Source organism: Prosthecobacter gellanilyticus (assembly GCF_007992435.1).
Lineage (GTDB): Bacteria > Verrucomicrobiota > Verrucomicrobiia > Verrucomicrobiales > Verrucomicrobiaceae > Prosthecobacter > Prosthecobacter gellanilyticus.
The window spans coordinates 22,941-36,168 of sequence record NZ_BKAG01000037.1 but is presented as its reverse complement, the minus strand read 5'-3'; the positions used below and the strand labels follow the sequence as shown (position 1 = coordinate 36,168).

The window sequence follows — 13,228 nt, the reverse complement described above, 5'->3', positions numbered from 1 at the left end:
GCCCGCTCTTCCATCACAGACACATTTTAAGAACGAACTATTTATGAAACCCATCTTTTCCAAGCTCCTCCTGCTGGCGGGCGCCGCTTTTCTCGGCACCTCCGCGGCTCGTGCCGACATTGTCGAGATCACGACCAACATCACGGAAGACACCCGCTGGTCCGCTGACAACGTCTATGTTCTGACCAAGATCATTTTCGTGCTGCCTCCGGCCAAGCTGACCATCGAGCCCGGCACCCTCATCCGTGGTGCCGCTGACTCCCTGACCGGTGGCACGAACAATCCTGGCACGCTGACCTGCTCACGCGGCGCCAAGATCATCGGCAACGCCACGCCTGATCTCCCCATCGTCATGACCTCCATTGACGATACCCTCGTCCCTGGCGGCCCGAAGACACGCCCCGTGGCCGTGCTTTCAAACACGGTCACTCCGCTGAACTTCGACCCCAACGGTCCGACGGCGAACAATGCCTTCTTCCACACGAAGCTCACCGGTGGTCTCGTCATCTGCGGTCGCACCCCGATCGGCTATGATGGTGATGGCGCTGGTGATCTGCGCTACAGCAACGGCGTCTTCAGCGGTGACACGCTGAGCGAGCCCACGGGCAGCGGCAGCGGCACTGGCGTGAACGCCGCCCAGGGCAATGGCACCGGAATCGCCGTGCCGGAAGGTTACTCCATCACCAGCGTGACGCTGGCTACCGCCTATGATCCGGATGGTCCTACGGGCACGGGGAATGGTGTCGGCACTCTTCCTGCAAGCACCAGCTTCATCCCTGGCGCTTACGGTGGTGTGAGTGAAAACGATGACAGCGGCATCTACCGCTTCTGGTCCGTGCGTTACGGCGGCTTCAACGTCTCCGCGAACAATGAGATCAACGGTGTCACCCTCTGCGGCGTCGGCCGTGGCACCACCTTTGAGTGGATGGAAGTGGCGCAGAACGTGGATGACAACTTCGAATGGTTCGGCGGCTTTGTGGACTGCAAGTACCTCTTCGGCATGTTCTGCGGTGATGACGCCATCGACGGTGACCAGGGTTACTCTGGCAACCTTCAGCACATCTTCGCCATCAACGACAACGAGAACTATGACACGGTCGGCCGTCCAGGCTACCTGACCACCACCGCCATCGGTCGTCTGACCTCCGGTGTGACCGCCACGGTGTCTGACAAGCTCGTCGAGTGGGATGGTTCCGAGCCCAACATGGCCGGTGTCACGCCTAACACGCTGTCCAACGCCTACAACTTCACCCTGCTTGGAAACAAAGGCGCCGTCGGTGCCGGCGTCGTCGCTTCTGACGATGCGTTCAACTGCAAGGTGGGTGATGCCGCCCAGTTCCTGCGTGGCGTCATTGAAGACGTTCACGACACACTCTGGTCCCCCGGTGATGCAGGCGCTGCCTCCAACCCCACCATCTCTGACCTGCGTGACAGCCTCTACTTCAACGTGACCACCGCAGGTGCCACGGTGAACGGTGCTGAAAACCTGGCCACGCTGGCCGCTGCCAGCAACGTCCGTGCAAAGGGTCACACCACCTTTGGTGGCCTGGACCCACGCGCCACGGTGAACACCGCTGCGACCAATGATGCACGCGACCTCACCTTCGCCACCATCCCGAGCAGCGTCACCTCCCCGGACTTCTTCACTCCTACCCAGTGGACCGGTGCCATGCGTGACAACAACTACCTCTTCGGCTGGACCTGGACCCACGAAGTCGGCCTGATGCCGACCACGAACATCGCCCGTCCGAAGCTCACCCTCGCCATCAACGGCAACAACCCTACCGTCAGCTTCGCAGCCACCGCTGCAGGCGGCGTGGCTGGTGACGCTGTGGTGTACGTGGTCGAGCGTTCCGTGGACGGTGGCGCCCATTGGGTGCCCGTCGGCTTCGTGCAGGATGGTGTGGCCACCGCGGATGCTCCGGTGAAGCGCCTCGCTGACAGTGATGCTGGCAACCTGGCCATCACCGTCACTGACAGCGGCTACAACTACACCGGTTCCCCCGTGCACTACCGCGTGATCCCGCAGTAATCGAATTAGTTCACAAAGTCTCATTCGACTCCCACGAGGGGCGGCCTGCAAAGGCCGCCCCTTTTCGTTGATGGATATGGCCGCAGGACCTTGGAGCATCGCGGAGCGTCCCGGACTGCGGTGGCAGAGATGCACGGGCCACCGTGCATCGTCGACACCGCTATCGAACGCACGCGACTCCTCCCCTTTCGAAGATATCCTCTGCGCGCACAGCGATGTCTCGCCTTTCACGCTTCACTCCGCATTCCACAACGCTTCAGGACTTCCACAGCCCACACCCCAACCCGTGACAGACTTGTCACGGGAAAGCCATTGGGACGTGACAAATGTGACGGCAGCTATTCAGAGCATGTCCCCTCGTTCCATTCTCTGCTCCTCAGTGTGCTTGCTTCTGGCCCAGCCTCTGCTCGCAGCCCAAGACGCTGCCTCCCAGCCAGATGCCTTCATTGAAAAGCTCATCCAGGACTCCCAGAAACACCGTCGCCAGCGTGCGCTGACACCAGAAGACTCCCTCTTCCAGGCCGAGATCGAATGCGCCGAGCTCGCCGGAGATGTCAGCGAATACTCACACGGCTTGCGCCTGGTGATGAAGGGCTATGCCGAGCGTGGCTTGTGGGATGAGGCCGAGTATCTGACCACACGCATGGTCGGCAGTGGCGTGCCTCTGGGGCTGGCAGAACTGGCCCTGCTTTCCGCGCAGAAGCACCGTCCGGAACAAGCCATGGATCTCGTGGCCAAGACACGCATTCAGTTAGGCCTCGCCCGCGCTCGGAAAAAAGACATCGCCCTCCGGGACTGCGCCATCGCCTGCTTGCTCGCAGGAAAGAAGGACGAGGCAGCCGCGCTTCGTGCCGAGATGAGCAGTGAAGAAGCCTGGATCGTGGCCGCAGCCTTTCTCGATGCCGATGCAGCCGGACCGCTCCCTGAGTTCGACGCCGCCAAGGAACTGGTCTTGAAGGCTGCGATCCCCGCTCATGCAGCCGCAAAATATCTGCTCAGTGCTGCGGGCGCCCAGCTGCGCGCCGGCCATCGTGAGGCAGGCCGCGCCTTCATCGCCGAGGCCATGCAGATGGCCGACCACCCGAAGTTTCATGAGGCCATGGAACGTCTGCTGGAAGCGGCCACGCTGGCCCAGCTTCATGGACTCACCGAAGATCGTGATCGGGCTCTGAAGCTCTTCAAAGACTATGCCGCCAGTCTCCCTGCTGGGGCGGATTGGAAGCCTGCCGCCCACGTTCATCTCGCCGCCACCTTGCTCTCCTTTGGCCAGCGCGCCGAGGCTGAGGCAGAACTCAAGCTGGCGGAGGAGGCCGCGCCTAAAGTCCTGGTGGTCACCGCTGCGGAAGGCATGATCGAGATCGCGCAGTTGTGGGACAAGCTCGGCCAGCCAGACAAGGCGGCAGACTGGCTGAAGAAGGCAGCGGTGGTCGGAATGGCTAACACCCATCAACGGGCACGTGGTGCAGCCGGTGTCCGCATCTGCCTCTACTTCGCCGCTCAAAAGCTGCCTGTGCCAGAGACGATTCGTCAGCAGCTTCGTCAGGCGAAGGAAAGATCATAGGCTTGTGACGCTTCTGCCACACAGCACGATGATGAATGCTTCGTGTGTGACTGATTTGTCACCCGAATCACCTTTGTTTTTAAAGGCCGTTTGCCATGTCTGAAACCCGTTTCCACAGCCGCATGGCGGACTGAAACGGCCTCTCGAATGGTTTCCCACTTTCTGCCCTTCCGGCCTGTCCGGACCCTGGTTCTAAACTCCCTTTTGACGGCCCTCGTCCTCCTGCTGACGACGCCTCACATCTGGGCGCAGTCAGCCAATGGGGGTCTGCGTGGAACCGTGCTGGATGCGGACTTCTCCGTGCCTGTGGCCGGTGCCACCGTGGTGCTCGAAGGCAGCAACATGAGCGCCTCCACAGGTGAGGACGGCTCCTTCTTCATCAATAACATTCCTTCGGGCTCGTATGCGGTGCTCGTCAGCAAGGAAGGCTTCATTCGTGAGCGTCGTGGTGATCTCGTGGTCACCTCCGGCAGTGTGAAGGAAGTGGATCTGGAGATGACGGCCGAGGTCGTGGAGCTCGACGAGTTCGTCGTCAATCAGGAGGAGATCGTGGACACATCCTCCAGCACCATGAGCGTGGACATCCGCAAGGATCTCAAAAGCTTCACCGATGTGCTGGGTGCGCAGTTCATCGCACAGACAGGCGCTTCCGATGCCGCGAAGCTGCTCGCCAAAAGCACCGGTGTGAACGTGGCGGACGGCAAGTTCGTCGTCGTGCGTGGTTTGAGTGACCGTTACAACAGTGTCACGCTGAACGGGCTTCGCGTTCCCAGCTCGGATCCTGACCGTCGTGCCGTGGCGCTGGACCTTTTCCCAAGCGCCGTCATCCAGGACGTGCGCACGAACAAGACCTTCCTCCCTGACATGCCCGGTGAGGCCACGGGCGCGGGCATCGATATCAAGACCAAGTCCGTGCCCGACAAGGACTTCTACAACTTCAAGACCGGCACCGGCTTCAACACCAACGTCACCGGTGACGACAGCTTCCTCTCTTACAAAGGCGGCGGCACCGGATTGTTAGGCACCGTGGGTGAGCGCGCCATCCCAGGCTTCCTGAAAGCTGCCGATCTCCCAGGTCCGGGCCAGGACGGTTATACAGACACACCCGCCGACCGCGCCTTCCGTCAGCGCGTCAATGACACGCTCAGCAAGGAAATGGGCACCCAGGAAAAATCCGCTCCAGTCGACTTCACACTCGAAGCCAGCATGGGCATCCGCGGTGAGTTCATGGGCGCTCCCGCAGGCCTCACCATCGCGGTGGATTACTCGAAAAAATACACAGGCAATGACGACGACAGGATCGGCCGTTACTTCTTCAGTGAAGCAGCGGGTGACCTCGGTCTCGTCAACCAGGTGCGCCGCAACGCCGTGGTGCACAATGGTCAGGAAACCATGCGCGCCGGCATGCTCGTCTCCCTCGGCATTGAGCTGGACACAGACAGCCAGATCACGGCGACTTACTTCTTCAACCGCGTCGCTGAAGACCGCGCCTCGCTTCAGTTTGGTGTGGACCCTGACCAAAACGCAGGCGTGCTCGACTATCGTGAGTCCATTCTCTACACCGAACGCCAGCTCCGCGTCTTCCAGCTCGAAGGTGAGCATCTGATGGACCGCGAACATGACTTCAAGTTCAACTGGGCGCTGTCCTACAACCAGTCCAGCCAGCTCGAGCCGGATTCACGCTTTGTGAACGCGCGTGTGGATGAAGGCACGGGCAACTACTTCCAGCCTCCGCTCTCCGCTGTGCCGCCCTTCCAGCGCTTCTGGCGTGAGCTGCAGGATGAAAACTACACCGCGCGCATGGACATCGAGACACGCATCCTGGGTGATGGCGGTGATAGTGCCCCGAATGTCAAAATGAAGTTCGGTGGTCTGCTGGATTACAGCGACCGCTCGTATCGCGCGGACAGCTTCGCCTACAGCACCGGCTTTGACAATCCGGGCTTCCCCGCGGCTGCTGTCGGTGCCTTCCCCGGTTTCCCGGGCTTCGGTGGCAAGCCTCGCGCCAACAACGAGCAGACCTGGGGTGATGTCTTCCTCTATGGCAACGTGCCCATCACGCAGGTCTCCACCTCCACCTTCGGCACCTTCCTTTTCCGCACGAATGATCCTGAGACCTACAACGCCTCGCAGATGATCTCCGCGGGCTATGTGATGTTTGACGCCGACCTCGGCGGCGGCCTGAATGTGACCTTCGGTGCCCGTGCAGAGACGACGGATCTGAAGACCCTGGCATCCCCAGTCTACACCTATCTCGATGAGCCTATTCGCTTTGCCCTGCTCAGCGCGGAGCAGCGTAACGACATCGTCTATCAACAGCTCATCAATGATGCCTTCGGTGGTGATGTGGCCGCGCAGAATGACCCGCGTCTCGAAGCTCGCCGCCGCGCCAATATCTCCGAAATCTCCATCCTCCCTTCCCTGTCGGCCTCCTGGGATTATGCGGAAAGCCAGCGCCTTCGCGGCGCCATCTCCCGCACGGTCGCCAGGCCTTCGTTCAAGGAAATCTCCCCCGTGGCCTTCGTGAACGTGGAGAGCGGTGACATCTTCGTCGGCAATGCCGACCTGCAGATGTCTGACATCATCAACTACGACACACGCTGGGAATGGTTCCCGGAGCCGGGCGCGATGATCGGCGCCAGCTTCTTCGCCAAGCACATCGAGAACCCCATCGAGTTCAGCCAGGACGGCGACATCCAGCGCTTCATCAACGTGGAGAGCGGCCGCGTCTATGGCATGGAGCTCGAGTTCCAGCGCAGCCTGAACTTCATCACCGAAGAGCTGGGCCACTTCTCTGTCGGTGCCAACTACTCCTACATCCAGTCCTCCGCCACACGCCCGGAAGTCGGCCGCGAAAGCATCTACGGCCCCACCCGCCGTCTGCAGGGCCAGCCGGACTACATCTTCAATGCCAACCTCACCTATGACAATCCAGACACGGGCTGGAGCTTCGGTACTTTCCTGAACGTCGTCGGTCCGCAGCTCTTCGCGGTCGCCTTCAACTACCAGGATCCGGACATCCTGCAGGAGCCCTTCACCACGCTCGACATGAGCATCAGCAAGCGCATCGGCAAAAATGCCAAGCTCACCTTCCGTGCTCAGAACCTGCTGAACGAAACCATGGTGCGCTATTACAACAATCCGCAGCGTCCGATCCACTCCACCCGTTCTCCTGGCATCAACTACTCCGTCAGTTTGGGCCTCAGCTGGTGACGACTTTGTCAATAACCGGCATTTCCTGAGCCAGCCTCTGCAACGGTTTCGTCACCCAACAGGAGATGCGGCAAGGCCCCGCTCAGGGCAGCTATGGGTGCAACGACTTCCCTCATTCCCTTCTGGTGAAACTGTCTCTTCATCTCTCCATCTCCCTTGCCTTGGCAGCCTTCGGCTTCGCCACCGCCCAGGAAACTCAGACACCGGCTCCAGCGCCTGCGCCTCAAGGCCAGTCCCCTGCCGCCGCTGCCTCCACGGCCATGGATGAGACGCGCAGCCTGCTTCAGCAGTGGGCAGCCACGCAGCGCCTGATCTCCAGCGAGCGCACCGAGTGGGAAACCGGCAAGGCCATGCTCGAAGGCCGCATCCAGCTTCTCAAAGCTTCCATCGAAGAAACCGAGAAGAAGATCGCTGAAGCAAAGACGAAGCTTGATGACGCCAAGAAGCGCACCACCGAGGCCGAGACTGAGAAAGCCCAGATCAAGGAAGCTTCAGATGCTCTCATCGCCTCCGCGCCTGAGCTGGAAAAAGGGGTGAAGAACCTCTTCACCCGCGTGCCCGGAGTCGTGCAGGAAAAGGTGAAGGTGCTGCATGATCGTATTCCCAAAGAAGGTGCGGACACGAAGAACATCACCGCCGCAGAGCGCTTCCAGAACGTGCTCGGCATTCTCAACGAGCTGAACAAGGCCAACAACGAGCTCAACTCCCTGCCTGAAATCCATGATCTCGGCAATGGCAAGAAGGCCGAGGTGAAAGTGGTCTACGTCGGCCTGGGCCAGGGATACTTTGTGAACTCCAACGGTGACGTCGGTGGTCTCGGCCTGCCTTCGGAAACCGGCTGGGTCTGGAACACCGACCCCGCCATCGCCCCGAAGATGCGCGAGCTCGTGGAAGTCATGAAGAAAGCCGTCGCGCCGAAGCTGGTCGAACTGCCCGCCCAAATCCAGTGAGAAGCCAACCCCTAACCATTATTGCCGTCATGCGTCCGCTCATTCTGCTCACCCTTCTCACCGCCAGCGCCGGAGCCCAGAGCCTGGGTTTCTCCAAGGCCAAGGACTCGGCCCAGGCCGACTTCGATCGCAGCAAGGAGGAACTCTCCAAGGTCCAGGTTGAGATCGGCAAGGAAAAGGAGCCGCTGAACCGCGAGCTCTCCCAACTCGAGGACAAACTGCGCCAGCTTCAGGATCAATACGCCCCACTTACCCGCGAGCTGGACGCTGCCGAGCTGAACTACTCCAACCTCAAAAACCAGGTCAAGCTGGCCACCGAGGAGAACTCCTATCTCACGAACATCCTCGACGAATACACGAAGGGCTTCGAGTCCAAGGTGCACGTCAGCGAGATGCAGCTCTACCGTGGTGATCTGGACAAGGCCAAGATGGCCGCTGAAAACGACAAGACACCTCTGAAGGAGCGCTTCCTCACGCAGGTGAGCCTGCTGAAGTCCTCCATCACCCGTCTCGGTGAAATCATCGGCGGCACCATCTTCGCTGGGAAGGCCGTGGATTCCCAGGGCTTCGTGCTCGATGGCAAGTTCGCCCTCATCGGTCCCATGGCGCTCTTCTCCACGGCTGATGGAAAGTCCGCCGGCATTGCCATGCCACAGGTCGGCAGCGCCATGCCCATCGTGCGCAGCATCACCCCTGAGATCAATGCAGCCATCAGCGTGCTGGCCAACACCGGCAAAGGCCTCCTGCCTCTCGATGGCAGCCTCGGCGCCGCCATCAAAGACTTCGTGACCAAGCATAGCTTGTTAGACACCTACAAGCACGGCGGTCCTATCATGCACCCGCTCTTGCTCGTGAGCATCCTCGTCTTCGGCACTGCCCTGGAGCGTATCTTCTTCATCCTGCGTGAGAAGAAGCGCCGCAAGCCGAAGGACGTGCTCGCGATCCTCGATGCCGTGGAAGAAGGAAATTTCGACCAGGCCATCGCCAGCGGCAAGAAGTCCCTCGACTACGTCGCACGTGCCCTTGCCCATGCGCTCGCTCACGTGGAGACCAACATCTCCGATGCGCTCGGCATGTCTGCCTCCATGGAGATCAAGCGCTTCAAACGCGGCTTCTTCGTCCTCGATACCGGCATGACCATCGCTCCGCTTCTCGGCCTGCTTGGCACGGTGACCGGGATGATGGGCTCCTTCGCCGCCATCGGTGGTGACATGGGCGCTCCGACCGCCATCACGGGCGGTATTGCCGAAGCTCTGATCGCCACGGCCTTCGGCCTGGTGATCGCCATGGCCGGTCTCGTGCCTTTCAACTATCTCAACAACATGGTGGAGGATGCCGAGCATGAGCTTGAGGTCGCCGCCTCGAAGCTTGAGCTGATCATCGAGAAGAACAAGAAGCACGAGGAAGAGCTGCGTCACCGCCACCGCGCCGAGCTCGCCGCTGAAGACGGCAGCAAGGCTCCCGCCGCCCAGCAGGCTGGCAATCTGAAACCCGTCACCGCCTAACCAACGAACGATCTATGAAGTTTCGCAAACGTCCGAAAAAGCACGCCAAGATCGAGGTTGTGCCGCTGATTGACGTGGTGTTCTTCCTGCTCGCCACCTTCGTCATGGTATCCCTCTCCATGACCAAGAACGAAGGGATCACGGTCAATGTTCCCGCGGCCTCGTCATCGGCGCCGAAAGAGAAGACGGATGCACCCTTGACCCTCAGCGTGGCTCAGCAGGGGGAGATCTTCTTCAACAAGGAGAAGATCAACTTCGCGCAGCTACCCATCCGCCTGCAGAACTTCAAAGCCGCGAACAAGGAGCCCCAGGTCGTCATCAATGCGGACGGCAAGGCCGAGTACTCCAATGTCGTGGCCGTGATCGATGAAGTGAAGAAGACCGGCATCACCAAGGTGGCGCTGTCGACTGAGCGGAAGTGATTTTTTGCTCCTACCCTTAACCGCATTCTCGTCCCATGAAGAAAGCAGTCCTCGGAGTCATGGCAGCCGTGTTCCTGCACGGCGTGGTCTTCCTCTTTGGTGGCTTTCTCATCCCGAAAGGTGAGAAGGTCGCGGAGAAGAAGGACGTGCTTCAGGAAGTCGATGTCAGCAAAGACGACAAGAAGAAGGACGAGGAGCCCAAGGAGAAGGTCGAGGAGCCTTTGGAAGATGTGAAGCAGGACATGCTCACGGACATCAAGGAGCTGCAGCAGGCCGTGGACTCCGCGCCGAGCGCCCCTGCCCTTTCCAACATGAGCCTGAGTGATCTCGGCTCCGCGCTCAGCGGCGCTGGTGGTGATGGTGGCTTCGGTGCCGGCGGCGTGGGCTTCGGCAGCGGCGGTGTCATCGGTGGCACAGGATCCGGCACCGGTGGTGGTGGCGCGGACGACTCCATGTCCAGCGGCATGCTCGACACCAAGCCCACTCCCACCAACCGCGTGTCTCCCAAGTTCAGCGCGGATGTGCGCAAGCGCCTCAAGGGCAAGGTCGAGGTGCTCATCGTTGTCGGCAAAGATGGTTCGGTGAGCCGTGCTGAAGTGCTGAACTCTCCTGATCCTGCTGCCAACCAGCCCTGCATCGAAGCCGCGCGCGAATGGCGCTTTCAGCCCGGCACCCGCAGCGGCAAGCCCGTGAGCTTCAAACTCAAACTCCCCTTCCGCTTCGATTGAAAACGCTTCTCCCGCTTTTTGTTCTCCTCGCTGCTTCCTCGGCTTCCGCTGTCGGCACAGCGCAGCCTGCTGCTACAGCGCCCGCCGCCACCACCTCTGCGCCTGCTCCTGAGGAAAAGCCCACGCCCGGAGCCTATGCGCTTGAGCTTTGGAAGGACCCGAGCTTCGCCAAGTTTTTCCTCGGCACCTACAGCGTGTTTCCAGATGTGGAGCCGCCTCTTTCGGACAGTGATCGTGAGATCCTGAACCAGCTGCTGCCGATGATGAAGAAGCCGCAGGACGCTGCTGCCGCGCTGGTGAAGTTCATCAAGACAGACACCAACGCCATCTTCGACCTCACGCTGGCGAATCTGTACCTCGAAGCTGGCCAGGCGGATGCGGCTATCATGATGTTCCAGCGCGCGGTGGACAAGTTTCCGTCCTTCCGCCGTGCCTGGCGTGGCCTCGGCATGGCCCAGGTGCGCCAGCAAAAGTGGCTCGGCGCGGTCACCAGCCTCAGCCGCGCCATCGGCCTCGGTGCGCAGGATGGACCTTCCTACGGTCTTTATGGTTATGCCTTGCTCTCGCTGGACCGCCCCGCGAGCGCGGAGAGCGCCTACCGCATGGCGCTGATGTTCCAGCCTGATCTGCTCGACTGGAAACTCGGCCTGGTGCGCTGCGTGCTGAAGCAGCAAAAGGCCGCGGAAGCCGTGGCCGTGTGCGAGGAGATCATTCGCCACAACCCTGACCGCACCGAGTTCATCAGCCTGCAAAGCGAGGCCTACCTAGCCCTCAAGGAGAATACCAAGGCCACCGAGAACATCGAGTTCCTGGCCCGCCTCGGTCTCGCGAAAGCACCGGACCTTCAACGCCTTGGAGACATCTATCTCATCAACAAGGACACCGGCCTCGCACTCAGCGCTTACAAGCGCGCACTCGAAGCAGGTGAGTTCGAACCCTCCAAGGTCATCACGCAGGCCGAGAACCTCTCCATGCAGGGCGGCCTAACGGAATCTGCCGAATTGATCAAGACCGCGCGCACCATCAGCGCCGGCAAGATGGCCAAGGAAGATGAAGCGCGCCTGCTGAAACTCGAAGCCCGTCTCGCCGTCAGCGCCGGCAAGGCCGATGCCTCCGTGCCGATGCTGGAGCGTGTGGTGGAGCTCAATCCGCTCGATGGCGCGGCCCTCATGCTCCTCGGCCAGCACTACCAGGACAAGGGCGACACGCCGAAGGCCGTCAGCTACTACGAACGCGCCACCAAGATCAAAGACCAGGAAGCCCCGGCCAATATGCGTCTCGCCCAGATCCATCTCGCAGCCAACAAGCTCGCCGATGCCCTGCCTCTCCTGAAGCGCTCCCACGAGCTGAAGCCGAGCGACAGCGTCGCCAAGCTCATCTCCGACATCGAGCGCGCTTTGCGCAAAGGCAGCAAATAGCCTTCGAGCTTCGCGCAACTCAATCCCGGCTGCGCAGCTTCGCCAGCAGGCGCAGGATCTCGATGTAGAGCCAGACGAGGGTGACCAGCAGTCCCAGCGCGGCCTGCCATTCCATGTACTTCGCGGCGCGCATCTCGACACCGTTTTCGATGAAATCAAAGTCGAGCACCAGATTCAGCGCCGCGATGATGACGACGAACACACTGAAGCCGATGGCCCACATGCTGTTGCCAGCCACCAAGGGCACACTCACGCCGAAGAAGCCGAGCACCAGGGTCACCAGATAAAACAGGAAGATCCCTCCCGTGGCCGCCACGATGCCGAGTTTGAAATTCTCCGAAGGGCGGATCAAGCGTGACTGGTAGGCCAGCAACAACGCGAAAAGGATGCCGAACGTGAGCAGGGCTGCCTGGAGCACGATGCCGTTGAAACGCGCATTGTAGGCGAAGGAGATGACACCGACGGCAGCACCTTTGAGAATCGCGTAGCTGGGGGCGATGGCAGGTGCCCACTGGGGTTTGAAGCAGGAAACAATCACCAGAATCAAGGCAAGGATGCCGCCCCCGATCATCACAGGTGAGGCCAGGGGAGAGCCACTCTCCGCGACTCTCCAGCCAAAGCTGCCCGCGACCGCCAGCAACGTGGTGAGGATGAAGGTCTTGTTCACCGTGCCTTGCAGCGTCATCACCGGCTCGTTCGCCAGCGCGGGCTCCTTGCGGAAGACTTCGTCATTGAGAGTAGGGTTCGAGGTACGCATACAGAGATCAGGCTAGGAGAGCCTTCGACAAATGCAAAGCATGAAATAGGCCGCTCGTTTAGAGAAGGCCTGCCGCTTCCGGTTTTTTCGCCGACTCAAATCCAGCATCGATGAGCAGATTTCCAGACCGTGTGGCCGCCACGGCAATCTCATCGCAACGATTGTTGCCAGCATTCGAAGCATGCCCTTTGACCCACACCAGCTTCACCTTGTGCTTCGCCAGCAGGTCCAGTGCACGCGCCCAGAGATCTGCATTGGAGGCGGGTTGCTTGTCCGCTTTCATCCAGCCGCGTGACTTCCAGCTCTTCGCCCAGCCTTTCTCAATGGAGTCCACCACATAGCGTGAATCCGAATACAAAGTCACCGTGCAGGGACGGGTCAGAATGCTCAGTCCGGCGATGACGGCCATGAGCTCCATGCGGTTGTTGGTGGTGCGGCGGTAGCCCTGCGCGAGCTCCTTTTGATGCTTGCCGCTCTGCATGAGCACACCGTAACCGCCGGGGCCTGGATTGCCCGAGCATGCGCCGTCGGTGTAAATGGTGACTGGGGTCATTCGTGAGATGTGCTGCCCGCCATAGGGCTTTGTTTCCGGGCTGGCAAGGTTCGTTGTCCTGAAACCTGCCCGCCATCATTGACGATAAG

At 60.6% G+C, this 13,228-nt stretch carries 10 protein-coding genes; 8 read left to right on the top strand and 2 right to left on the bottom strand.

The annotated features are described in order from the left end of the window. Nucleotides 1-43 precede the first annotated feature (43 nt). From BGE01nite_RS20615 to BGE01nite_RS20580, 8 genes are all read left to right on the top strand, one after another. Nucleotides 44-2,032, top strand: coding sequence for a hypothetical protein (locus BGE01nite_RS20615; protein WP_146853195.1), 1,989 nt, complete (start codon nucleotides 44-46; stop codon nucleotides 2,030-2,032). 349 nt (nucleotides 2,033-2,381) lie between these two features. Further along, nucleotides 2,382-3,593 carry a tetratricopeptide repeat protein gene (locus tag BGE01nite_RS20610; RefSeq protein WP_146853193.1) on the top strand — a complete coding sequence of 404 codons (1,212 nt, stop codon included), beginning with the start codon at nucleotides 2,382-2,384 and terminating at the stop codon, nucleotides 3,591-3,593. Between the two features lie 204 nt (nucleotides 3,594-3,797). Then, nucleotides 3,798-6,806, top strand: a complete 3,009-nt coding sequence (locus BGE01nite_RS20605; protein WP_170266940.1) for a TonB-dependent receptor — start codon at nucleotides 3,798-3,800, stop codon at nucleotides 6,804-6,806. A 125-nt stretch (nucleotides 6,807-6,931) separates the two neighbouring features. After that, complete coding sequence (locus BGE01nite_RS20600; protein WP_170266939.1) at nucleotides 6,932-7,756, top strand: DUF3450 family protein; 825 nt, start codon at nucleotides 6,932-6,934, stop codon at nucleotides 7,754-7,756. A 29-nt stretch (nucleotides 7,757-7,785) separates the two neighbouring features. Then, complete coding sequence (locus BGE01nite_RS29445; RefSeq protein WP_218033052.1) at nucleotides 7,786-9,261, top strand: MotA/TolQ/ExbB proton channel family protein; 1,476 nt, start codon at nucleotides 7,786-7,788, stop codon at nucleotides 9,259-9,261. A gap of 14 nt (nucleotides 9,262-9,275) precedes the next feature. After that, complete coding sequence (locus tag BGE01nite_RS20590; protein WP_146853187.1) at nucleotides 9,276-9,683, top strand: ExbD/TolR family protein; 408 nt, start codon at nucleotides 9,276-9,278, stop codon at nucleotides 9,681-9,683. A gap of 35 nt (nucleotides 9,684-9,718) precedes the next feature. Next, a complete protein-coding gene (locus BGE01nite_RS20585) occupies nucleotides 9,719-10,411 on the top strand; it encodes an energy transducer TonB (protein ID WP_146853185.1) in 693 nt (230 codons plus the stop codon). Beyond that, nucleotides 10,408-11,829: a tetratricopeptide repeat protein gene (locus BGE01nite_RS20580; RefSeq protein WP_170266938.1), complete on the top strand. Its 1,422-nt coding sequence runs from the start codon at nucleotides 10,408-10,410 to the stop codon at nucleotides 11,827-11,829. The genes BGE01nite_RS20585 and BGE01nite_RS20580 overlap by 4 nt, the downstream gene beginning before the upstream one ends. A gap of 19 nt (nucleotides 11,830-11,848) precedes the next feature. Here BGE01nite_RS20580 and BGE01nite_RS20575 read toward each other — a convergent pair whose 3' ends face one another. Together BGE01nite_RS20575 and rnhA are read right to left on the bottom strand one after the other, a co-directional pair. Then, entirely contained in the window at nucleotides 11,849-12,586 is a 738-nt protein-coding gene (locus BGE01nite_RS20575) for a Bax inhibitor-1/YccA family protein (protein WP_146853181.1), read from the bottom strand. 58 nt (nucleotides 12,587-12,644) lie between these two features. After that, nucleotides 12,645-13,139, bottom strand: coding sequence for a ribonuclease HI (rnhA, locus tag BGE01nite_RS20570; protein WP_146853179.1), 495 nt, complete (start codon nucleotides 13,137-13,139; stop codon nucleotides 12,645-12,647). Nucleotides 13,140-13,228: the final 89 nt, after the last annotated feature.